The sequence below is a fragment of the Alistipes sp. ZOR0009 genome (genome assembly GCF_000798815.1).
In the GTDB taxonomy this organism is placed as follows: Bacteria; Bacteroidota; Bacteroidia; order Bacteroidales; family ZOR0009; genus Acetobacteroides.
Window position 1 is genome coordinate 32759 of record NZ_JTLD01000031.1, and the last position, 21426, is coordinate 54184.

Annotated in this window: 23 protein-coding genes and 1 tRNA gene; 9 read left to right on the top strand and 15 right to left on the bottom strand. The window is 40.6% G+C overall.

The window, feature by feature from the left end; genetic code table 11:
* Positions 1-59: 59 nt before the first annotated feature.
* Complete coding sequence (locus L990_RS09400) at positions 60-827, top strand: biotin--[acetyl-CoA-carboxylase] ligase (protein ID WP_052180882.1); 768 nt, start codon at positions 60-62, stop codon at positions 825-827.
* 1 nt (position 828) lies between these two features.
* On the opposite strand, the gene L990_RS09405 is transcribed toward L990_RS09400, so the two are convergent.
* Entirely contained in the window at positions 829-1242 is a 414-nt protein-coding gene (locus L990_RS09405) for a hypothetical protein (RefSeq protein WP_047448008.1), read from the bottom strand.
* A 7-nt stretch (positions 1243-1249) separates the two neighbouring features.
* Positions 1250-1882: an orotate phosphoribosyltransferase gene (pyrE, locus tag L990_RS09410; RefSeq protein WP_047448010.1), complete on the bottom strand. Its 633-nt coding sequence runs from the start codon at positions 1880-1882 to the stop codon at positions 1250-1252.
* A gap of 1 nt (position 1883) precedes the next feature.
* Between pyrE and L990_RS09415 the strand changes: the two genes are divergently transcribed.
* Positions 1884-2498 carry an NUDIX hydrolase gene (locus L990_RS09415; protein WP_052180883.1) on the top strand — a complete coding sequence of 205 codons (615 nt, stop codon included), beginning with the start codon at positions 1884-1886 and terminating at the stop codon, positions 2496-2498.
* A gap of 79 nt (positions 2499-2577) precedes the next feature.
* Here the strand turns inward: L990_RS09415 and L990_RS09420 are convergent, their stop codons facing one another.
* From L990_RS09420 to L990_RS09450, 7 genes are all read right to left on the bottom strand, one after another.
* Positions 2578-3981 carry a TlpA family protein disulfide reductase gene (locus L990_RS09420; RefSeq protein ID WP_047448012.1) on the bottom strand — a complete coding sequence of 468 codons (1404 nt, stop codon included), beginning with the start codon at positions 3979-3981 and terminating at the stop codon, positions 2578-2580.
* Positions 3981-4457: a pantetheine-phosphate adenylyltransferase gene (gene coaD, locus L990_RS09425; RefSeq protein ID WP_047448014.1), complete on the bottom strand. Its 477-nt coding sequence runs from the start codon at positions 4455-4457 to the stop codon at positions 3981-3983. The genes L990_RS09420 and coaD overlap by 1 nt, the downstream gene beginning before the upstream one ends.
* 81 nt (positions 4458-4538) lie before the next feature.
* Positions 4539-6995 carry an endopeptidase La gene (lon, locus tag L990_RS09430; protein WP_047448016.1) on the bottom strand — a complete coding sequence of 819 codons (2457 nt, stop codon included), beginning with the start codon at positions 6993-6995 and terminating at the stop codon, positions 4539-4541.
* A gap of 86 nt (positions 6996-7081) precedes the next feature.
* Positions 7082-8269: a putative sugar nucleotidyl transferase gene (locus tag L990_RS09435; protein ID WP_047448018.1), complete on the bottom strand. Its 1188-nt coding sequence runs from the start codon at positions 8267-8269 to the stop codon at positions 7082-7084.
* A gap of 75 nt (positions 8270-8344) precedes the next feature.
* On the bottom strand, positions 8345-8605 hold the full coding sequence (locus tag L990_RS09440; protein WP_047448021.1) for a type B 50S ribosomal protein L31: 261 nt from the start codon (positions 8603-8605) through the stop codon (positions 8345-8347).
* Positions 8606-8749: 144 nt separating this feature from the next.
* Positions 8750-9499, bottom strand: coding sequence for a Bax inhibitor-1/YccA family protein (locus L990_RS09445; RefSeq protein WP_047448024.1), 750 nt, complete (start codon positions 9497-9499; stop codon positions 8750-8752).
* 53 nt (positions 9500-9552) lie between these two features.
* Positions 9553-10236: a DNA alkylation repair protein gene (locus tag L990_RS09450; protein WP_047448026.1), complete on the bottom strand. Its 684-nt coding sequence runs from the start codon at positions 10234-10236 to the stop codon at positions 9553-9555.
* A gap of 126 nt (positions 10237-10362) precedes the next feature.
* Between L990_RS09450 and L990_RS09455 the strand changes: the two genes are divergently transcribed.
* The 3 genes from L990_RS09455 to L990_RS09465 all read left to right on the top strand — a co-directional run bounded on the left by L990_RS09455 (position 10363) and on the right by L990_RS09465 (position 12469).
* Positions 10363-11634, top strand: coding sequence for a lipopolysaccharide biosynthesis protein (locus L990_RS09455; protein WP_047448028.1), 1272 nt, complete (start codon positions 10363-10365; stop codon positions 11632-11634).
* A 168-nt stretch (positions 11635-11802) separates the two neighbouring features.
* Positions 11803-11878 (top strand) — tRNA-His (locus tag L990_RS09460).
* A 174-nt stretch (positions 11879-12052) separates the two neighbouring features.
* Positions 12053-12469, top strand: coding sequence for a hypothetical protein (locus tag L990_RS09465; protein ID WP_047448030.1), 417 nt, complete (start codon positions 12053-12055; stop codon positions 12467-12469).
* A gap of 50 nt (positions 12470-12519) precedes the next feature.
* On the opposite strand, the gene hydF is transcribed toward L990_RS09465, so the two are convergent.
* On the bottom strand, positions 12520-13722 hold the full coding sequence (hydF, locus tag L990_RS09470; RefSeq protein WP_047448033.1) for a [FeFe] hydrogenase H-cluster maturation GTPase HydF: 1203 nt from the start codon (positions 13720-13722) through the stop codon (positions 12520-12522).
* 287 nt (positions 13723-14009) lie between these two features.
* Between hydF and L990_RS09475 the strand changes: the two genes are divergently transcribed.
* The 4 genes from L990_RS09475 to dnaJ all read left to right on the top strand — a co-directional run bounded on the left by L990_RS09475 (position 14010) and on the right by dnaJ (position 17885).
* Positions 14010-14663: a DUF4290 domain-containing protein gene (locus L990_RS09475; RefSeq protein ID WP_052180884.1), complete on the top strand. Its 654-nt coding sequence runs from the start codon at positions 14010-14012 to the stop codon at positions 14661-14663.
* A 26-nt stretch (positions 14664-14689) separates the two neighbouring features.
* Positions 14690-15997, top strand: a complete 1308-nt coding sequence (gene murA / locus L990_RS09480) for a UDP-N-acetylglucosamine 1-carboxyvinyltransferase (protein ID WP_047448038.1) — start codon at positions 14690-14692, stop codon at positions 15995-15997.
* 110 nt (positions 15998-16107) lie between these two features.
* Positions 16108-16698, top strand: coding sequence for a nucleotide exchange factor GrpE (locus L990_RS09485; RefSeq protein ID WP_047448045.1), 591 nt, complete (start codon positions 16108-16110; stop codon positions 16696-16698).
* A 26-nt stretch (positions 16699-16724) separates the two neighbouring features.
* Entirely contained in the window at positions 16725-17885 is a 1161-nt protein-coding gene (dnaJ, locus tag L990_RS09490) for a molecular chaperone DnaJ (RefSeq protein ID WP_047448048.1), read from the top strand.
* A 51-nt stretch (positions 17886-17936) separates the two neighbouring features.
* Here dnaJ and L990_RS09495 read toward each other — a convergent pair whose 3' ends face one another.
* The 5 genes from L990_RS09495 to L990_RS09515 all read right to left on the bottom strand — a co-directional run bounded on the left by L990_RS09495 (position 17937) and on the right by L990_RS09515 (position 21363).
* Positions 17937-18677, bottom strand: a complete 741-nt coding sequence (locus L990_RS09495) for a DUF6090 family protein (protein WP_047448054.1) — start codon at positions 18675-18677, stop codon at positions 17937-17939.
* An 84-nt stretch (positions 18678-18761) separates the two neighbouring features.
* Positions 18762-19031: a DUF4884 domain-containing protein gene (locus L990_RS09500; RefSeq protein ID WP_047448059.1), complete on the bottom strand. Its 270-nt coding sequence runs from the start codon at positions 19029-19031 to the stop codon at positions 18762-18764.
* 105 nt (positions 19032-19136) lie between these two features.
* Positions 19137-19961, bottom strand: a complete 825-nt coding sequence (locus L990_RS09505) for a hypothetical protein (protein WP_047448062.1) — start codon at positions 19959-19961, stop codon at positions 19137-19139.
* Positions 19962-20134: 173 nt separating this feature from the next.
* Entirely contained in the window at positions 20135-20644 is a 510-nt protein-coding gene (locus L990_RS09510; protein ID WP_052180885.1) for a GNAT family N-acetyltransferase, read from the bottom strand.
* Between the two features lie 11 nt (positions 20645-20655).
* The gene (locus tag L990_RS09515) at positions 20656-21363 is read right to left on the bottom strand and encodes a DUF6090 family protein (RefSeq protein ID WP_047448065.1); all 708 of its coding nucleotides are present in this window, start codon (positions 21361-21363) and stop codon (positions 20656-20658) included.
* Positions 21364-21426 lie beyond the last annotated feature (63 nt).

The following is a 21426-nucleotide window of genomic DNA, read 5'->3' on the forward strand; positions in this document are numbered from 1 at the left end:
CAAAGAAACAAAAAAAAACAAAATAAAGTTTAATACTTTTGTTCGACCAAATATGTTATATGGCTAGTTATTTTACCAATATGGACAATAGTGTAATCGGATGTGAGGTAGTTTACAACCCGATTACCGAGTCGACCAACTCTTTAGCAACAAATGCTTTAGCAGGAAAAGTGGCTGAAGGAATAACCTTTGTCGCTGATTATCAATCGAAGGGCAGAGGACAACGAGGAAACTTTTGGGAAAGTGAAGCAGGGAAAAATCTTACATTCTCGGTGTTAGCTTACCCTTCTTTCTTGGAGATATATGATCACTTTTACCTTTCAAAGGTTGTTGCAAATGGGGTTACTGAAGCTCTTCTTGGTTTGAATGTCGAGGCGCGAATAAAGTGGCCTAACGATATTTATGTTGGAGATCTCAAAATTGCCGGTATTTTAATTGAAAATGGGCTGATGGGGATCTCTCACTCGCATAGCATTTGGGGGGTTGGCTTAAATGTTAATCAGAGAATTTTTAGAAGTGACGCTCCTAATCCAACTTCGCTAGTAAATTTGTTGGGAGAGGAGTTGGATAGAAATGAAGTGCTTCATGCAGTGCTCAGGTGCATGAATGGCTGGTATGAGCGGTTAAAAAAGGGTCTGAAATCGGAAATTGATGAATTTTACTTTGCAACTCTTTTCCGAAAGGACGGTTTTTACGAGTTTGAGGTTGACGGCATTCCGTTTAAAGCAAAAATTAGTTCGATAGAGCATACCGGTGAGCTCATTCTAGAAACGGAAGAAGGCGAACTTAGATCGTTCGCCTTCAAAGAAGTTTCGTTTATTATTTAGGCTATCGGCTAAAGGCCATTGCAATTTGATCGGCCATTTGGTCGATGCCTGTTTGTAACTTGCCTTTTAGCATCATTTTCATCATGAAGTTTAAATCGGCATGAACTGTTAGCTTCATACGGAGGTCGTATGGGGCTACCTCTTTGAGCTGGATCCAGAAGAAAAATTCAAAGGGGACTTTCCCATCACCTGTAATTTTTAGTGTTTTGAAAGGCTCTTTTTCTACAAATTTTAGTCCAACATCAAACCCTTTAATTTTAAAGTGGCAGGAGTCCTCGTCGGCGGTCCAGTCGGTTAGCTGGCCATCTGGAACCATGGTTGCCATCTGGTTGAAGTTTCTGAAATCCGAGAGGGTCCGAAAAACGACCTCGGCCGAATTTCTTATCGAAACAACTTTGCTTTCAATCTCTGTCATTTTTTTCTTACTTTCTCCATTTATCGGGGGCTGTTCGCCACTCCTTTAGGTCGTTTAAATCTTTATCTTGGATATAATTCGATTCTAGTGCGGCGTCAATAAGCGCGTTGTAGCAGCTTAAGGTATCTACTTTAAGATTTGCCTTTTGGAAGTTTGCTTCTGCGGTGGCGAATCCGTAGGTAAAAATGGCAACCATTCCGAGTACCTCAACGCCTGCTTCTTTAAGAGCTTCTACTGCGCTTAGGCTGCTTCCTCCTGTAGAAATAAGGTCTTCTATGACTACTACCTTTTGCCCTTTGCTGTACTGTCCTTCAATTTGATTACCTAGCCCATGCCCTTTGGGCGCAGAGCGAACATAGATGAATGGTTTTTGCATTTCTTCGGCAACGAGCACCCCGTGAGCAATAGCACCAGTGGCAACCCCTGCAATAAGTTCTGCCTCGGGATACTTTTCGTTGATAAGTTGCGCGAAAGATTGGTAAATTTGCTTGCGGATAGTTGGGTATGAAAGGGTAACCCTGTTGTCGCAGTATATTGGCGAATTCCAGCCAGAAGCCCAAGTGAAGGGCTCGTTGGGGCTTAATTTTACCGCCTTGATTTTGAGTAAACTCTGGGCGATTTCTTTTTCAACGCTTGTCATTATGAAGAAAATTTATTTTAATAATCGCTTTATAGGGATTACAGATCTAGATGATTGCACGCAGGACTGTAGCGTGGAGCAAATTACTGTAACCGACTACAAAGATATTCCAAATCTTATAAAATACTTTGAAGAAAGTCCAAGCAAGGAGGCGCTAATTTTAAAAAGTGCCGACAAGAAGGCTTTGTTTGAGGCTTTTTCTGGTAGTTTTAAAAGAATTGACGCCGCTGGTGGCGTCGTTTTTAATGGTAAGGGCGAGATATTAATGATTAATCGCCTTGAAAAATGGGATCTTCCTAAGGGAAAAGTTGAGAAAAAGGAGACGGTTGAAGTTGCCGCAGTTCGAGAGGTGGAGGAGGAGTGCGGTATTTCTAACGTGATATTGGAAGATTCTATTACCACTACGTATCATGTGTATTTTTTTAAAAATGTGAGTGTTTTAAAGAAAACCTATTGGTATCAAATGCGGTATGAAGGAGTAGAACCGTTAGTCCCTCAAATTGCGGAAGATATAGTTGAGGCAGTATGGGTAGATAAAAATGAAGTTGACCAATATTTGCAAAATACTTACGAAACTATTAGAGATGTCTTTAGGCAATTGAATGTTCGAAAATGAGAAGATTGGAGAGTAAATGATTTAACAAAAGGATTTCGTAACCATAAAAAGAAAGCCAGAATAAAATCTGGCTTTCTTTTTATAGCATGTCCTTATTTTTTAGCTGATTTATGAGTAGGATCTCTAGTTTTTCTCGAGGAGATGGTGCTGGTGATACCTCCATTTTTCCTTCTGGGTTGATAAGAAAGTAGGTCGGGTAGGCTCTGACGTCATATCTTGTAATAATGTCGGGGTTGGTGCCATAATGGACAAACTTCCACTTGTAAGGCTTGTTTTTTACAAAATATTTTAGGTCTTCTATGTCTGGGTCAGTGGAGATGGATATAATCTCTACTTTGTTTCCGTACTTTTCGTGAATTTTCTGCAGTAATGCAAAATCTTGTAGGCAGGTGTAGCTGTTGATAGAGCAAAAATTCAGATAAATGAATTTGCCTTTAAATTGATCTAGTGATACTGCTTTTCCTTCAACATCGTACAGCTTAAGCATAGGAGGGAAGTAGCCTGGTAGAAGTTGTATTACCTTGTCTCTTATGTTGGTTGCAATGTACTTATGTTCAGGAATTGTTGATGAAAAGTAAAGCGAATCGAGTAGGATTAGTAGGTTTTTGCGAGAGAAGTTGTCTTCGTAAAATCCGTCATGAATTCCCTTCAGGATAACTAACTCTTGGAGCTTGTTATCCCTTAAGATGCTGTCCTTTGCTAATACTTTTTTCAATCGGGTTAGGCTTGCAGCCCCAATGCTAGAGCCTACATTGTCTTCTTTAGAAGGATTGTTAAAAAAGAGGAAGTATCTATCGTATATCTGGTTAAATAGTTCCATGTACGACGGATTTTGGTATAGTATTGGCTTTTGGCTAAAGTACTTATCCGAAATCCTCTTCGATTTATACATCATGGTTAGATGTTGAATGAGCCCGAATCGGTATTTTTTGTAGGCATTAAAATAGGGGTTGTTTTCTTTTCTACCTATTGTGTCGAGGCTATAGATCGAGGTGTCTGGAGTTGCTTTCCCTTTCTTCTTATAAATTTCTTGGGCTATTGCACTAAACTCTTGGTTAAAGTTATCGTCGAAGATAGCCGTTAGGTAGTTGATGTCATTTTTCGGGCAGTTTGCAATTCCTAACTGTATGCTTTCCTCCTTGAAAAATGGGTTTAGGCGATCCTCTTCGGTTTTGGGGATTTTAGGAGGTAAGATGAGGGTGTAGCTTTTGCCAGGTTCCGCAAAAAAATAGCCACGTTGTGCTCCTAACCCAACAAAAACGAAGGTTGGCTCAACAACCTTAAGCGTAGTGCTGAAGGTTCCTTTCGAATCAACTTTTATTCTGCTAAGGCTTTCTTCGCTATAGGTGATATAGTCGCTGTAGGTTTTAAAGAAGAGGCTGTCGCCTGCATAGGTAGCGGCACTACCTTCAACTCTAGTTTTTTGCGCATAACCTATAGCCGAGAGGAGTGTCAATCCTCCAAGAAAAATTATTTTAAGCATTACTCTTTTAGGTATTTTTTTATGTCTAGAGCAGTTGGAACCAGCTGACTAACATCTCCTTCGTTTTTGATAATTTCACGAACGATGGTGGAGGTGATAGGCGTGTGATTGGTAGATGTAAGTAGGAATACAGTCTCTAATTCGTTGTTTAGCATTTTGTTGACCTGACCTATTGCTCTTTCAAATTCAAAATCGGCCGAAGTCCTTAAGCCTCGAAGAATAAACTTCGCGTTGATTTTTTTGCAAAAATCGACGGTTAATCCTTCAAAGGTTACAATTTCAACACGGGGTTCATCTTGAAAAATATCCTGAAGCATTCTCATCCGTTGATCAAATGAAAATAGGTTGTTTTTACTTGTATTCTGACCTACGGCTACAACTATTTTATCGAAAAGTTTTAGGCCTCGAAGCACAATAGACTCATGTCCAACTGTAAAAGGGTCAAAAGACCCTGGGAATACGGCAATTTTTTCCATTATTTTACGTATGGTGACTCCTACAAATGTAAAAAGTTCGAAGATAATCCTCGAACTTTTCTATTTTTTTAAGCCTAGCGGCTAATCCAACTTTTTAGGTTTTTTTACTTGTTCGTTGATAAGTGCAAACTCTAGCGCTTCATCAATCGTTTCCATATAGTGGAAGGTTAATCCTTTAATGTACTCATCCTTAATTTCATCTATGTCTTTTCTGTTTTCGACAGAAAGCATGATGTCGGTAATTCCTGCTCGTTTGGCCGCAAGTATTTTTTCTTTTATGCCACCAACTGCAAGTATTTTTCCTCTAAGGGTAATTTCGCCAGTCATTGCTAGCGATTTGCGCACCTTACGTTGGGTAAAGGCGGATGCCAGAGCAACGGACATGGTTATACCTGCCGATGGGCCGTCTTTAGGAATTGCACCTTCAGGTACGTGAATGTGTATATTCCATTTTTCGAAGATTTCGGGGTTAATGCCCAACTCGTTGCTGTGCGATTTGATGTACTCAAGTGCAATAACCGCGGATTCTTTCATCACATCGCCAAGGTTTCCTGTTAGAGTTAACCCTCCTTTTCCTGGGCTTAGGCTTGTCTCTATGAAAAGAATCTCTCCCCCAACTTCTGTCCAGGCTAGTCCGGTAACGACACCTGCAAACTCGTTTCCTTGGTATAGGTCTTTCTGGAATCGGGATGCACCTAGTATTTTTCTGATATCCTCAACAGAAAGGGTTGTGTTGTACTCCTCTTCGAATGCAATATGCTTAGCCACGTTACGAACAACCTTTGCGATGGTTTTATCTAAAGATCGAACTCCAGATTCGCGAGTGTATTCATCGATTATTGTTTCAACCACCTTTTTAGGGAATTTCACCTGCGATTTTTCCACTCCGTGCGCTTCAAGTTGTCGAGGGATAAGGTGCTGCTTGGTTATCTCGTACTTTTCTTCAGCAAGATATCCGCTAACTTCAATCATTTCCATCCTATCTCGGAGTGCTGGTGCAATGGTTCCAATGTTGTTGGCCGTTGTAATAAATAGCACTTTAGAAAGATCAAAATCGACTTCTAAGTAGTTGTCGTGAAACGAAAAATTTTGTTCAGGATCAAGAACTTCGAGTAATGCAGATGCAGGATCTCCATGGAAATCTTTCCCTATTTTGTCAATCTCGTCAAGAATAATGACAGGATTGGCATACTTGGATTTTTTTATTGTTTGGATAATGCGACCGGGCATTGCTCCTATGTAGGTTTTTCTATGACCTCTTATTTCTGCTTCGTCGTGCAAGCCTCCCAGTGAAATTCTGCCATATTCGCGGCCTAGCGCCTTGGCTACGGATTTTCCTAGTGAGGTTTTTCCAACTCCAGGAGGTCCGTAAAGGCATATTATGGGAGATTTTAAATCTTTTTTAAGTTTTAAAACGGCAAGATGTTCTAAAATTCGTTCCTTGACTTGATCTAAGCCAAAATGATCTTCATCAAGTACCTTTTTAGCTCGTTTTAGATCAAAATTGTCTTTCGAATATTCGTTCCATGGTAAATCGAGCATAAGTTGGAGGTAGTTCAACTGGATCGAATACTCCCCAACGGCAGGGTTCATGCGCTCAATTTTTGCAATCTCTTTGTCGAAATGCGCTTGTACTTCTGCGTTCCACTTTTTGGTTTCGGCTCGCATCCTTAGATCTTCTATCTCCTGATCTGTTGGGCTACCTCCCAGCTCATCTTGGATGGTTTTCATCTGCTGATGAAGGAAGTATTCTCGCTGCTGTTGATCTAGGTCGAACTTAACTTTTGCCTGAATGTCATTTTTTAGTTCGATCATTTTAACCTCCTTAGAGAGGTACTGAAGTAGCGTCAGGGCGCGCTCTTTTAGCGCGTTTATTTCTAGCAATCTTTGCTTATCCTCATTTTGAAAATCGGAGTTGGAACAAATGAAGTTCACTAAAAAATGGGGATTGTCTATATTCTTTATTGCAAAAGAAGCTTCGTTGGGAATATTGGGCGATAGCTTTATGACTTTAAGTGCAAGGTCTTTTACGGAGCTTACAATGGCATCGTAATCAGTCGCAGGAGGTTCTGGTTTAGATTCCTCTACCGGAGTTATATTTCCTAGTAAGTATGGAGATTGTTGCACTAGCTCGTTTAGAACAAATCGCTTAACTCCTTGTAAAATAACGGTCGTACTACCGTCTGGCATTTCAAGAATCTTGATGATCTGCCCAATTGTTCCAATTTTGTATAGATCTTCAAATTCCGGATCTTCAACTTTTGCGTCAATTTGAGAAATGGCTCCAACCAGCTTGTCTTTAGTGTACTGCTCGCGAACAAGTTTTAGTGATTTTTCGCGACCAACGCTAATTGGTATTACAACTCCAGGAAATAGGACTGCATTTCTCAACGCCAAAATTGGCAGAGGTGAAGGGATATCGGCGCTTTCTATTTGCATTTCGCTATCGTTTGCGATAAACGGAATGAACTCATTGTTATCTTCGGTTGCGCTTGAAAGCAGCAAACTTTCGAGCGATATATCTATTTTGTTACTCATATCGTGTTATTACGGTTGCTGACAATTTGTCTGTAATGCGATGCTTTTATTTGATGGTATTAACAAGGTCAATCACCATGCCAAACTTAAAAGGAACGATCGGATTTTGTCATTTCAAAAATGGAGTCTAATATCTCCTTGTCTTCATCGGTGAGTTCCCTTTTTCGGCGTGCTAAGGTAGCGCTAATTGCTGGCAGGAAGTTGCATTTCTTGTACGTGATAAATCCTTGGGTTCCACCCCATGCAAAGGATGGTATTATGTTACGAGGGAATCCAGAACCAAAAAAGTTGGTGCAAACACCAATTGAAGTTCCTGTGCTGAACATGGAATTTATGCCACTTTTGCTATAATCTCCCATTATGATGCCGCAAAATTGAAGACCTGTTTGAATAAATCGTTTTTGGGAGTAGCTCCACACCTTTACTAGCGCGAAGTTATTTTTAAGATTTGAAATGTTGGTGTTGGCTCCAAGGTTGCACCATTCTCCTATTACGGAGTTTCCTAGATATCCGTCGTGAGCTTTATTGGAGTAGCCTAGGATGACACTTTCAGATATCTCTCCTCCAACTTTGGAGTGTGGCCCTATAGTTGTGCCTCCATATATTTTAGCTCCCATTTTGACGCTAGAGCCATCGCAAAGAGCAAAAGGGCCGCGAATTAAAGAGCCTTCCATTATTTCTGTAGATTTCCCAACGTAAATTGGACCTGTAGTGCTGTTTAATGTAGCACAGGTTATTGTTGCGCCTTCTTCAACAAAAATGTTGTTGCCAATTACTTTGTTAGATGGGCATATTGCTGCGCTTGTTCTGCCTTTTGTCAGAAGTTGGAAATCTGCCTGTATCTCCTGGCTATTTAACGCGAAAATATCCCAAGGATGGGTGATTTTTGAAATTTCGCCATCAAAAGTCTTAGGTTGAAATTCGTGAGTTTGGTCAAATTTGAAATTGGAGGCTTGACTTTTAGTGCATTTTGCAGCAATAACAATGTTTCCCTTGGTAAGGATCTGTCCAAGTTCGAGTGTTTTGATGGTACTAACTAGTGACGCAGATGGCAGTATAGACCCATTAACCAGCAGATTTTCTTCTTCCACTACTGGGACATACTTTTTTGAAAGGTACTCTTGCGTTAGATACGATGATGTTGGACTGCTAAGATGTAGTTCCCATTTTTCTTGAATGGTAAGAATCCCTATTCGGATATTCGCCACAGGACGAGTAAAAGAAAGAGGCTTAAGTGTTTGCCAAGAGTTGTCGTCAAATAGAATAATTCCCATATTTTCAAAACTTAGAGACAAAGGTAAACAAAAAAAGCCCCGCGAGCGGAGCTTTTTTGACGTATAGAGTAAATACTACTTCTTGTTGTCGTAGTGCTTCTTGTAACGGTTCATGAACTTATCTACGCGACCAGCAGTATCGATAAGCTTCATCTTTCCGGTAAAGAAGGGGTGAGATGCGCTCGAAATTTCAAGTTTGTAAAGTGGGTACTCTACACCATCAATTTCGATGGTTTCTTTTGTGTTGATAGTTGACTTAGTCAAAAATACCTGCTCGTTTGACATGTCTTTGAATGCCACAACGCGGTAGTTCTCAGGATGGATACCTTGTTTCATTGTATAAATCTTTTTTACTCTTCTCTGTCTTTTCTAACGGCTTGCAAAGTTATATACTTATTTCCAAATAACAAAACAATTAATGGCTGTTTTGTTTTATCTCGAAAAGAAGCTCGTTTTTTGCCTTAGTAGAATGGTTTAATGCTAGTCCCTACGTGAAAGTTTTGCTAAAAGTTTTAGTATTTCAAGGTAAAGCCAGATTAGGGTTACCATTAGTCCAAATGCGCCATACCATTCCATGTACTTTGGTGCACCTGCTTGCTCTCCTTTTTGAATGAAATCAAAATCTAAAAGTAGGTTTAGAGCTGCCACAATTACGATTACAACGCTAATTCCAATGCTTAGTGCGCTGCTGTCCATCATAAAGCTGGTGTTGCCTCCAAATAGGCTAACAATCCATGTTATTAAATAAAATAGCGCTATTGCTCCTGTTGCTGCAATAATTCCAACTCGTAACTTATCCGTAACCTTTATAATTCCTGTCCTATAAATGAAGAATAGGAGGAATGCAACGGCAAGTGTTAGTCCTACAGCATTAATTACAATTCCGTGAAACTGAGCTTCGAAAACTGCAGATATGGCGCCTAGGAATAGTCCCTGCAAGATAGAGTAGATTGGCGATAGCCAGCTGGCTGTTTTGGGGACAAATGAAATGATTAGTCCTGTAACTAGACCTCCGATAGCCCCACCAATCATCCAGCCCATGGCTGCGTTTGTCGTTTCGAGACCAAAAAACATCTTCCATGTATAAGAAGCACCCAGAACAACCAATGCTAGCATTAGCAGGGCTTTTCCCATGGTTCCTTTCACAGTCATGGTATTCGATGAGGTGAAATCTCTGGCGGTGTTTTCGAAAATATTGCGTCCAAAGACCGGATTCGATGAATTGAACATATTCTTTAGTTTTAAATTATAATCGAGTTTGTTTTTTCCAGCAATTCGCGTGCCTAAGATAATTTTTTACGCAGCTCTTCGTCTGTAAGGATCCATGTAACTTCCTCTGCAATCCATTTTGCTGAAAAGTTGTCGCTTTTTGCTAGCCTTTCGGACAAATTGACGGCAGCACCGTTTAGGCTCCGATTGCGCTTCCCTATTTCACGGAGAGCATAGGCTGCGGCATTTCTGACATGCGGAGAACTTGTTGTAGAGGCATTTTCGATAATGTCAAAGTAGGGCTCGAATATCTCATCTCTAATGGTTGGCTTCTCTGCTGCTATTTTGGCAATTGTCATCAACCCGGCCTTTTGTAAGAATACATCAGCGCCTAACGACCATTCTGTAGCTTTGAATAGCGCATATTTGCTTTTCCAAAACAAAGTCATAACCGCTTGCTCTACAATTTCGCTGTTGATAAAATCTGTAGCCCAACGGTTCATTTGTTCTGCCGAAACATTTTCTGGAGTTTCAATGAATATGGCAGCAAGTTTAGCCTCGCGATAGTCTAGTGCAAAAAGCTCTTCGGCGAGTTCATGGTTGCCAATAAATGGGGCTGTGATTTTTTTTATGGTATGAGTTGAGACCCCATAGTTTAACTTGTATATAATCCCTTTCTTAAACATGCTGTCAACAACCTCGCCATTTTTGTGTTTTAGAATGAGGGAAAGGAGTTCTAGTGCAATGCTGTTTTCCATAGTTTGTGATTTGGCATCTCCGTTTCGTTGAATTGACAAAAATAAGGAATTAACTATAACTTATAAACGTAATGCTCTAATTAGCTTTGTTGTTGAGAACTGTATTTACTTTTAAATAAAATACGGATGGTTAGTGCGGCTGAACTTCAACATCTTGTTAAGTTTGACTTTAAAAAAGGCATTGTTTCGCTATTTACAGGAACAGGGCTTGCCTTGTTGGTAAATATAGCCGCATTGCCTATTTTATCTCGATTGTACACCCCTGCGGAATTTGGTGAGTTCGCTCTTTATTTGGCCATCGTTCAGGCTATTGTTGTAACTGTTACAGGGAATTTTAATTATGCGCTTTTGCAGCCAAAGAAGAATAGCGACGCGTTGGAACTTACTCTGGGCGGTGTGGTGTTCTCTTTTTGCATGTCAATTTTTGTAGCGGTTGCGATATATATTGAACGCAGTCGGTTGTCTCTTTTTTTTGAAGAGCCAATTTATGAAAGTTTGGTGTGGATTCTTCCTGTTGTTGGTTTTGTTCTTTCTATTAGGCAATTACTTGTTATGTGGGAAGCACGGAGAAGGCGCTCCCGGAGTATTTCTGCCGGTAAGGTATTTTATTCTATCGTTTTAAATGGAACTCGTTTGCCTAGATATTCATATTCGAGTGGAAGTGCTGGTTTGTGGTTTGGTTTTGTAGTTTCGGAATTGCTCTTTTTCTTTTGGGGTGTGATTTCTGTCTTTAAAAAAGACAGGAAGTTACTCGGATCGGTAACCGTTAGCGGAATTAAGCAGAATTTGCTTAAATACTTGAATTTCCCGATTCTTTCGATGCCATTTTCGTTGCTTAATAATCTGTCTTCAAACTTACTTGTTTTTGTTCTTGCCTTTAATTTTTCAGCTGGATTTGTAGGCTTATATGACCGTTCTTCAAAACTTATAGGTGCGCCGATGGATGTGCTTAGTTCTTTTTTGGGGACCATTTTTTATAAAGTGCATCAAAAAAAAGGAGCTGAACGAAAGCTATATCTCCAAATATATGCCTTAGCATTGCTCCTTGGTTTGCTGCTTTACCTGCCTGTGATTTTTTACGGTCCGCTTATATTTAAGTTTGTGTTAGGGGATGGATGGATATTGGGAGGTGTTATTGCTCGTTATTTGGCTCCGATGGTTGTTTTGAGTTTTGGTACTAAATGTGTCGGTTTGGTGTTTTTGCAGGATAGCAAGAATAGAGTAATGCTCATTTGGCAGCTTGCTTACTTATTTATGTCAATCAGCTGGATTCTTCTTTTTCATGATCATGGTGTTCTTTTTATTGTAAAAACTTATGCCGTCCTTACAGGGCTTTCACAATTCCTATTGGCTGTATATGTATTTTTCTCTTTAAAAGGGGAAGGGCGCAATGAATAGGTGAATGAAGATGTTGTTTTAATATTTGTTTTGTCGTGTGTTATTTGTTTGTTTTTTTAGCGATTAGAGTTGTTGAATGCCGTTTTGAATCTGGATGGCCGGAAAAAAAAGAATGAAGGTATTGCTAGTAAAGAAAAAGAACGTATCTTTGCACACGAATTACAAAACGGTGGATGTAGCTCAGTTGGTTAGAGCATCAGATTGTGGTTCTGAGGGTCGTCGGTTCGAGACCGATCTTCCACCCTAAAAAGGCAGCATAACGCTGCCTTTTTTGTTTTCATAAAACTGGGAAAAACGACCAGAAAACGGCCTGTATCGACCATTTATCCTCTTTTTTTGACCAGTTAACTAATAAAGCGTCACTTTTTTCGAGCGAGCATTGATTTTTTGTTTCTTTAATCGTAGAAAAACAGCCGTTATGAGTGATAACATATCTTCTGCAGCCAAATTAAATTGCGCTACATCTAGTTCAGATGTGTCTGTAATAGCATCCTGTGAGACAGATGGTTCTGCTTTTAATCAGATGAAAAGGAATTTATTGATGACAAGTGAGTTGCGTTACTTTATTGATATGGTTTACCTTCACGCGTCATCGAGTAATCTGTTTCCTCCTTATATCGAAAAGGAGGAGTTCAAAATATGTATTGAAAACATTAGAAAAGTTGATTGGGATTTAGTTGATCCTAATGGTATATTAGAGTATGTAGCCGTGCGAGATGCATATGTTTGTGCTCTAATTGTGTATGGTTTTATAAAGGAATTGGCGGTTAAGGGCGATAGCTCTGCAGCCTCATCTTATGGGGTGCTAAGCCTGCTGATGCCTTTTAAAATCTAAATTTGGAGAAAGTGAAGAGCGGGACTGTATTATTGCAGTCCCGTTTCTATTTATAGCGGTTTAAAGGGCGCCACAGCTCTATTAAAAATGCCTTTCATATATGCGATAGCCATGCCGTAGTTGGTGATAGGGATTCCAGCTTCGATGGCTGGCCGGAGTCTGTTGAAGACTTGTTTGCGAGTTATCATGCAGCCTCCGCATTGTATAATAAGTGAGTAATCTGTAATGGGTCTTGATATGGCGCTCAGTCCTGCAACTATGTCAAAATCAGGATTCTTTCCAGAGAATTCTTTTAGCCAACGAGGTATTTTATATCTTCCGATATCATCGCAGCTGGTGTGGTGCGTGCAGCTTTCTAGGATCAAAATTCTATCTCCTTCCTTTATTGTTCCAATTTTGGGTGTGCCTTTTAAGTATTCGTCAAAAGGGCCTTTTAGTCTAGATAAGGTGATGCTGAAGGATGTTAGAGGGATGTCTAGAGGGATCATCCTATCGGCTTTGTCGAATATTTGGCTGTCGGTTACTGCTAGGGCCGGTTTTATTTTATGCGAGGCAAGGAAGTGCTCTACTGCATTTTCTTTTAATGTAATGGCAATGGCGTCGTTGTCTAGGACGTCTCTGATAGCTTGTACTTGTGGAAGTATCATGCGGCCTGCTGGTGCTTCTGTGTCTATTGGGGTTATTAGGAGGACGATGTCGTTTTTCTTTACAATTCCCTTAAACATGGACGGTGTGGTATACGCAGATTCAGGCATGTGCGAAGTTATGGTTTTTACCAGCTCGTCAAACCCGTTCCCGTTTATTGCGCTTATTTCTGTAAACGCAAGATTTTTATACTTGAAAGAGGAGATAAGTTCGGAGGAGGGCGGGGTCGCATCTACCATGTTAAAGACAATGATGAAGGGGATGTCATTACGATTGAATTCGTTTATAAGCACTTCTTCATGTTCGCCAAACTGGTTGTGCGCAATAACTAGCAGTGCCAGGTCTACCATTTTTATAGATTCTCGGGTTTTGCTAACCCTTTTTAATCCCAGCTCTCCTTCGTCATCAACGCCTGCCGTATCTACCAGAATAACTGGGCCTAAGTTTAGTATTTCTACTGATTTTTTTACTGGATCAGTGGTGGTTCCTGCATGGTTGGATACGATGGCTACCTCCTGTCCTGCAAGAAGGTTGATTAGGGTGCTTTTGCCGCTGTTCCTGCGGCCGTAAATGCCAATGTGAGGCTTGTTATCTCTAGTTACAGACATCGCTTTTGATTTAATGATGCTAATATACAAAGGTTTCAGAATATTGTAAGCGGTTTTTATAAATAGTGTCTAAGGGGCGTACGAAGCCACTTTTTTAGGGCTATAGTTTTAATTGTGAGAATATTTGTTGTGATTTATTTAAAAATAGAACTAGAACCGTGTTTTCATCAAACTTTTTTCTCATTTTTGTGGGTCAACATTCTATAGATTAATTGCCACGTAGCTACTTCCTTTGATGGCAAATTTTGAATGCATTATTTCTTACGACATTTACGTGCACATTATTTATGAGCCAAATCGATAGCAAAGAAGAGAACGAATTTAAGGACTACAACTCTCAGCGCAGTAGGTTAATCCTTCCCGAGTATGGGCGCCATATTCAGAAAATGGTTGACTATGTTTCCGAAATTGACGACCCTGTAGAGAGGGATAGGATGGCAAGGATTTTGATTTCTGTAATGGGAAATTTGAATCCACACCTGCGTGATATTAATGATTTTAAGCATAAGTTGTGGGATCACCTTCATGTGATTTCTGATTTTAAAATTGATATTAATTCACCGTATCCCAAGCCTAGCCGAGAATCGATAAGTGAGCCGCCCAAGCGTATCGACTATCCTTCGCATCCTATAAAGATAAAGCATTATGGTCGTGTGATAGAGCAGATGGTTAAGGATGTTGCAGATATGGAGGAAGGTCCGATAAAAACCTTCTATATAACATCTGTAGCAAACCAAATGAAGAAGGCTTATCTTACTTGGAATAAGGATGCTGTAAATGATGAAACTATTATTAAAGATTTGAAGGTGCTTTCGGGCGGGAAGATTCAGCTTAGCCTTACGACAAAGTTGATGGATACTAGAGAGTTTAAGCCTAGCAATGCTTCAAATACTTCTAATAACAATAAGCGGAAGCACCAAAAGGGTGGCCGAAAAAAATAGTTGATTAACCTACGAAATCTTACGTTATGAGCACTTTTGTAGTAAAAGGTGGAAAACCTTTAAAGGGAGAAATTACGCCTCAAGGTGCAAAAAATGAAGCGCTTCAAGTTATTAGCGCTGTTTTGCTTACTTCAGAAAAGGTTACCATTTCGAATATACCTAACATTCTTGATGTTGTTAAGCTGATACAGCTGCTTAGCAAAATGGGGGTGATTGTAGACAAAATTGACGAGTCTACTTATTCCTTTGAAGCAAAGAATATCAATTTTGACTACTTGTCAGGCGAAGACTTTAAAAAGGATGCTTCTAGTTTAAGAGGTTCTATAATGATTGTTGGACCATTGTTGTCCCGCTTTGGAAAGGGGTATATTCCTCGTCCAGGAGGCGACAAAATAGGAAGACGTAGGTTAGATACCCATTTTTTAGGTTTTGAAAAGTTAGGAGCCAAGTTTAATTTTGACAAAGGTGAAAGCTTCTTTACCGTTGAGGCAGAGGAGTTGAAAGGAACTTATATGCTTTTGGATGAGGCATCCGTGACAGGAACCGCGAATATTGTGATGGCGGCCTCGTTGGCTAAAGGCACAACAACCATCTATAATGCAGCCTGCGAACCATATCTACAGCAGCTTTGTAAGATGCTGAATAGAATGGGGGCTAAAATTTCTGGGATTGGCTCAAATCTATTGACTATAGAGGGTGTTGATTCGTTGGGAGGAACAACCCATCGCTTGCTACCTGATATGATTGAAATAGGAAGCTTTATTGGTCTTGCTGCAATGACTGGAAGTGAGATAACGATAAAGGATGTATCTTATCCAGAGCTGGGTATTATACCTGAAAGTTTTCGACGAATGGGTATAAAGATGGAGCTGAGAGGCGATGATATCTACATCCCAGCACAAGAACATTACGAAATAGATACTTTCATCGATGGTTCGATACTTACCATTGCAGATGCGCCTTGGCCTGGGTTAACTCCCGATTTATTAAGTGTTTTTCTGGTTATTGCTACTCAAGCGAAAGGGAGTGTGCTTATTCATCAAAAAATGTTTGAAAGCCGCTTGTTTTTTGTCGATAAGTTAATCGATATGGGGGCTCAGATCATTCTTTGCGATCCGCATCGGGCAACCGTTATTGGCCACGATAACAAGATTAAGTTGCGCCCTACAGTAATGACTTCACCCGATATTCGTGCAGGGGTTGCACTACTTATTGCAGCACTTTCTGCTGATGGAACTAGCGTTATTCATAATATCGATCAGATAGATAGAGGCTACCAAAATATAGATTTAAGGTTGAATGCTCTTGGGGCTAATATAACACGTGGAATATAGGGCGTAAAAGAAGTTGGAAGGCTTGTAGTTGCGACATTCTGTCATAAAAGTAGGATGTGGCAAGCAATTTGCAAACAACAGGCATTAGTTAGAAAGAAAAATCCACAATTATGAGTAAATCGAAGCATACAGCAGAGAAAGATATAGAAAAACAACAATCAGAGGAGGTTAAGGAAAATCAAGAACAGCAGGTTGCGGCAGAAGATACTGTTGCGGCTGATGAAAAAGAGAATGTTTCTGCTGACAGTACGTCTGAAGAGATTGACCGCATGAATGCCACTATTGCAGAGTGGAAAGACAAGTATTTGCGCCTAACCGCCGAGTATGATAACTACAGAAAGCGCACTCGCAATGAGATGGATGAGCTTAGAAAGACGGCTGGCGAAAGTACAATAAAAGATATTCTAGGGGTTGTTGACGATTTTGAAAGAGCCCTACAAGCTCTTGAGAAATTGGAAGATACCGCAGGCTTTGATGGCGTTAAACTTATTTACGATAAGTTTATGTCTACCTTAAAAGGAAAGGGTGTTGAGGCAATCGACCGTGTGAATGAAGATTTTGATACGGATTTCGAGGAGGCTATTACCAAATTTCCGGCGCCAACACCCGAACTAAAGGGTAAAGTGATTGAGGTTATCCAAAAAGGATATACCCTAAATGGCAAAGTAATTCGTTTCGCCAAAGTTGTAGTAGGCGAATAGTAAATATTAAGCGTCATAAACCGACGATGGCAAAAAGAGATTTCTACGAAGTGCTTGGTGTTTCGCGAAATGCAACCCAAGAGGAGTTAAAAAAGGCTTATCGAAAGATGGCCATAAAGTTTCACCCCGATAAGAATCCGGGCAATAAGGAAGCTGAAGAAAAGTTTAAGGAGGCTGCCGAGGCATTTGGTGTTCTTAGCGATGAGAACAAGCGTGCTCGTTACGACCAGTTTGGTCATGCTGGAGTTGGCTCTTCTGATGCTGGTGGTGGATTTGGCGGATTCGGCGGAGGTGGAATGTCTATGGACGATATCTTCTCCCAGTTTGGCGATATCTTTGGTGGCCATTTTGGCGGATTTGGCGGGTTTGGTCGCAGTCAAGGACGCCGTACCAATAGAGGAGGCGATATTCGTGTTAAAGTTCGTCTGAACTTGCAGGAAGTTGCCCATGGTGTCGAAAAGAAGCTGAAGCTAAATAAGCAGGTAAAGTGTAACTCGTGTAATGGAACCGGTGCTGATAATGGTACCGCTTTTACAACTTGTTCTACTTGTAACGGTAACGGAACCGTTATAGGTGTTGCCAACTCTATATTTGGACGTATCCAAACACAAAATACGTGTCCAACCTGTAATGGTGCTGGAAAGATTATAACTAAACCCTGTTCTTCATGTAGTGGGAATGGTGTTGTGAATGATTCGGAAGTTGTTTCATTCCGTATTCCAGCAGGTGTGTCCGAAGGAATGCAGCTAACTGTTTCGGGCAAAGGTAATGCCGCTCGTGGTGGTGGTGTGAATGGAGATTTGCTTGTGCTGATCGAGGAGGAGCCGGATGAGGATCTAATTCGTGATGGTAACGATTTGGTGTATACGCTGTTTTTAGGATTTCCAGAAGCGGTGCTTGGTGGCAATTCCGAAATTCCAACCGTAGATGGTAAGGCTCGAATCAAAATAGATCCAGGAACACAACCAGGACGCGTTTTTCGATTAAAAGGGAAAGGGATTCCTGATGTGGATGGCTATGGTCGAGGAGATCTTCTGGTTTACGTGAATGTTTGGGTTCCCAAAAATGTTACATCCGAAGAGAAAGCGATGATTGAAAAGATGAAATCATCAAGTAGCTTTGTTCCAAAACCAGATAAGGCTGAGAAAAATTTCTTCGAGAGAATTAAAGGAATGTTTAGCAGATAAGTCTAACGAAATAAAAAGAGAGAAGTAATCTTCTCTCTTTTTATTTTATGGCTATTTGTCGTTTTCTGGGTAGTGCTGGTTTATTTGTTTTATAATTGTTTGCTCTAGTGTGAGTACCTCCTGATACCTTTCTAGTAGCTGATCCCATGGAATCAGCACCGAGGTGTAGTTCTTCACCTTTCTTTGATTAAATATTTTATGGGCAACTGCCGTTTCGATGTTGTTAATATCGATGTCCGTTTCTTCCATTAGGTAGTTCATAAGTCTGTTGTGAGATGACAACCATGCATTTTCAGACAGGCCAAGGTTTTGTATCTTCTCCTGATAGAGCAGTAGTATGTTGTATAGAAGTTTTTGGTCTTCAATTTGGAGAAGTTTCCCACTCGATTTAAATCCTTCATATCTGCTGCTATGTGGCCTAAAGGAGCAGGATATGTTGATTCCAGATAAGCTGTAGTTTAGCCTTCCTTTATCCAATTCTGAAATGGAGGGTAGATTGTTAAGATAGCGGTAGCTAGAATCTGCTTCTTTGTAAAAGAGAATGTTTTCTTTGAGAGTGCTAATGTCTGCTTTAAGATCTTCTTTAAGGCCTTGTAGAAAAATTTTACATTCCTCTTCTTGATGTTTTCTTAGGCTGTAATTATGTAGCGCGTTGGCTAGGACTAAGGAGAAGACGATAATCGCAACTTCCACTGCTATGGCTCCTAGTTTTTTTAGCCAGCCTCCGTTGTTTGGGAGTTTAATGACACCGATAATTTTTTTGAGATGTTTTTTAACCTCTAACTCTGCCATGATTTTATTATTGTTTAGTCTTATCTGCTATTTAGCTAATGAAACAAAGCCTCCCTCTATAATTCTTGAGGGAGGCTTTGTTTTTTAAGGTTGAGTCTTAATGATATTAACAACCCTGCTGGCTGTAGAATCTGCCTTTATGCTTGTAACTTCTCCTTTGCAGTTGGTGAAATACACCCAGTGCCCCTGATCGTAAAAACGGTATACTTTGCAGCCGTCATGTTCGAAAAGGTAGCTAACCTCGTAGGTTTTGTTGTTTGCTGGAGGTGCTTCTGAAATAGGACGTTGAACAAAACATGATGTAAGCATTAATGCTACACCAAATGTTACTAAAATTAGGCAGGTTCTTTTCATGGTATTTCTCTTTAAAGATACTTTTAGGACTAGGTTACTATCGCAAATGTACTATTTGGGATATGCCGTGCAATAGGTTTTAAAAGAACTATTACACGTTTTGATTTATAAGTATAACCCAAATCCAACAGTTAGGAAGTTGTAGGATGGGGATGCTATCTTAAGATTTTCGTAGCCTATCGAAGTGTAGAACCAGCCGAAGTGGTACTTTAAATTTACATCAAACTGATTTACGTTGCATGCGTTTATAATGCTCCATCGTGTTACGCCGTTTAGGCTAAAGTTGCCCCCAAGGAAGGCCGATGCGTTGAGTCCAAAAGTGAACCCGGCTCTATTTACATCGTTGGCTACGTAGGTTACACCTATTGTCCAGCCTAAGTTAAACTGGCTAAAGCGAAGGCGGTCGTAGCAGAAGTCGAAGTTGAATACGGAGAGGCGCGAAAGTTTTGAACTGTTGCTGTAGACTTCTGCCAGCTGCAGGTAGTCGGCTTGTAGGTAGGCGTATTTGAATGGGCGGAGGCTTATGTTTAGGCGGTTTCCTAGTACGTTGTCGTCTCCAATCATAAATTTGTTGTCTACATCAATTCTTACAGGCTTAGGAGGTGCCGTATATTCATCTAGCGTGAGATAATTACCCGCTGTTCCATTAAAATAGGGATACGGCGTTAAATCGTTGCCTAGATGCTCCTCTGCAGCGTAGTTGCCCACCATGGAGTAGTAGGTAACGAACATAAATGCTTCGAAGAAGAACGGATCGAAGGATTCGTCTCGGTACGATCCGTGCCTGTGGGATGAGCTGTAGCTTTGCCTGCCAGAGCTTCTTTCCGACTTTAGCTCTGATTTTGATGAGTTGAGCTTGCTTTGACCGTAGATGCTACTTGCGAAGCTGGCTAAGAGGATTGTTGCGGCTGCTTTAAGAGAAAAATTCATGGGCCTGTTCTGTTTGATACCAGAGATGCTGGTTTTGATTACTTACTGATATTAACCTGTGTTGCTTTATTAAAAAGAGATGCCTAAAGGTGCTTTGTACTTGCTTTTAGCACCTTTTTTGAGGTGTAAACCTGTGTTAGTTTTACACCTTTTATTCGAAAAATTACCATGTGCTATTTTACAGCCCGCTCCCAGTAAAAGAGATCTTCGGTTTCGGCTACTATTTTAAAGTTGTTTCTTTCGAGCACCTTGGCGGAGGCTTCGTTTTCTTTTTCGTTTCTGGCTTTAATAACCTTTACCTCTTCGCGACCTTCCGCCCACCTAACCATCATTCCTACGGCCTCTGTCATGTAACCTTTGCCCTGATATTGGGGATAGGTTCCGTAGCCAATTTCTACTTTGCCCTTCTTGTTGGGCTCTCCGTAAAAGCAGAGGTCGGCTACCATTACGTTTTTTTCTGTATCGATTACAGTCCAAATGGTGGAGTATAGAACGTCGGTGCATAGCTCTGCAATGTTTGGCAGCAGCACCGACTCTACAGCCTCCCTAAGCTCAGGATCTACGCTTCGGGGGGCTATGTTTAGCGTTAGCTCCTTTTCGAGAGATCCATCGTTTTGGAGGTACTTGATGACCTGCCCGTAGGTAAGCGCTCGTACGATTAAACGTTGGGAGATGATTATCATTATAACCTGCTTTAGTTGGCCAACTCCTTGTCTATCATCTTTACTATTTTCTTTGCTGGATTTATGGCATACTTGTCGTACAGCGATTTGTTGTTTTGCGATAAAAATAGAAGGAAGTTGATCCTCATTCTAAACTCCGGATCGAGATATGTTGCCTTGTTGCTTTTTGAGGCCATACGCATAAACTGGTCGAAGGTGTTGGACGATGATTGATTGTAGAATCGATCGAGTTCTAGTATGGTTTGCGCGTAGTTTTGGTAGTAGAGTAGGATTTGTTTTTTAAGGGATTCGTTTTCGATGAGTCCCAGCTTGCTGCTCGACTTGAAGCCCTCGTAGCTGGCGCTACTGTACTTGTCGGAGAATGCTTGCATGGCAAATTGCAGCTTCCCGTTTTGCTTGTCGTAGGCGTCGAGCTCCTTTTGGGTGAGCGCTAGCATCTTATTGTAGATGCTGTCAATCATTTTGTACTCTTTCTTATCATCTTCGAATAGCTTGATGTCTTTTTCTAAGTCTTCCTTTAGGTTGGCAAGAAATACCTTTACCTCTTTTTGCTCCTTGCGGTGCTCGTTCCATCCGTGGAGGTAAATGGAAAGGCTTACGGCAAATACGATAATAAAAATCTCGATAAGAATATCCGTGATCTTGTTGCGGATAGAAAGCTTCTTTGATTTTGCAACGCTGTGTATTTTTCGAACATGCTTGCTTACCTCTTCTTGCATTGTTTTAATTACGTTGTTATGGTTTATCTAATAGTTTTCAAGCCACATTTTAATGGTATTTTC

Bases quoted from the DNA above. Each gene is read 5' to 3' on its own strand.
- L990_RS09445 (WP_047448024.1), bottom strand. From the start codon at position 9,499: ATGTTCAATTCATCGAATCCGGTCTTTGGACGCAATATTTTCGAAAAC.
- L990_RS09415 (WP_052180883.1), top strand. From the start codon at position 1,884: ATGAAGAAAATTTATTTTAATAATCGCTTTATAGGGATTACAGATCTA.
- pyrE (WP_047448010.1), bottom strand. From the start codon at position 1,882: ATGACAAGCGTTGAAAAAGAAATCGCCCAGAGTTTACTCAAAATCAAG.
- L990_RS09500 (WP_047448059.1), bottom strand. From the start codon at position 19,031: ATGAAAAGAACCTGCCTAATTTTAGTAACATTTGGTGTAGCATTAATG.
- L990_RS09515 (WP_047448065.1), bottom strand. From the start codon at position 21,363: ATGCAAGAAGAGGTAAGCAAGCATGTTCGAAAAATACACAGCGTTGCA.
- L990_RS09510 (WP_052180885.1), bottom strand. From the start codon at position 20,644: ATGATAATCATCTCCCAACGTTTAATCGTACGAGCGCTTACCTACGGG.
- L990_RS09475 (WP_052180884.1), top strand. From the start codon at position 14,010: ATGAGCCAAATCGATAGCAAAGAAGAGAACGAATTTAAGGACTACAAC.
- L990_RS09405 (WP_047448008.1), bottom strand. From the start codon at position 1,242: ATGACAGAGATTGAAAGCAAAGTTGTTTCGATAAGAAATTCGGCCGAG.
- murA (WP_047448038.1), top strand. From the start codon at position 14,690: ATGAGCACTTTTGTAGTAAAAGGTGGAAAACCTTTAAAGGGAGAAATT.
- coaD (WP_047448014.1), bottom strand. From the start codon at position 4,457: ATGGAAAAAATTGCCGTATTCCCAGGGTCTTTTGACCCTTTTACAGTT.
- L990_RS09465 (WP_047448030.1), top strand. From the start codon at position 12,053: ATGAGTGATAACATATCTTCTGCAGCCAAATTAAATTGCGCTACATCT.
- L990_RS09440 (WP_047448021.1), bottom strand. From the start codon at position 8,605: ATGAAACAAGGTATCCATCCTGAGAACTACCGCGTTGTGGCATTCAAA.
- hydF (WP_047448033.1), bottom strand. From the start codon at position 13,722: ATGTCTGTAACTAGAGATAACAAGCCTCACATTGGCATTTACGGCCGC.
- L990_RS09450 (WP_047448026.1), bottom strand. From the start codon at position 10,236: ATGGAAAACAGCATTGCACTAGAACTCCTTTCCCTCATTCTAAAACAC.
- L990_RS09400 (WP_052180882.1), top strand. From the start codon at position 60: ATGGCTAGTTATTTTACCAATATGGACAATAGTGTAATCGGATGTGAG.
- L990_RS09495 (WP_047448054.1), bottom strand. From the start codon at position 18,677: ATGGCAGAGTTAGAGGTTAAAAAACATCTCAAAAAAATTATCGGTGTC.
- lon (WP_047448016.1), bottom strand. From the start codon at position 6,995: ATGAGTAACAAAATAGATATATCGCTCGAAAGTTTGCTGCTTTCAAGC.
- L990_RS09505 (WP_047448062.1), bottom strand. From the start codon at position 19,961: ATGAATTTTTCTCTTAAAGCAGCCGCAACAATCCTCTTAGCCAGCTTC.
- L990_RS09435 (WP_047448018.1), bottom strand. From the start codon at position 8,269: ATGGGAATTATTCTATTTGACGACAACTCTTGGCAAACACTTAAGCCT.
- L990_RS09420 (WP_047448012.1), bottom strand. From the start codon at position 3,981: ATGCTTAAAATAATTTTTCTTGGAGGATTGACACTCCTCTCGGCTATA.
- L990_RS09455 (WP_047448028.1), top strand. From the start codon at position 10,363: ATGGTTAGTGCGGCTGAACTTCAACATCTTGTTAAGTTTGACTTTAAA.
- L990_RS09485 (WP_047448045.1), top strand. From the start codon at position 16,108: ATGAGTAAATCGAAGCATACAGCAGAGAAAGATATAGAAAAACAACAA.
- dnaJ (WP_047448048.1), top strand. From the start codon at position 16,725: ATGGCAAAAAGAGATTTCTACGAAGTGCTTGGTGTTTCGCGAAATGCA.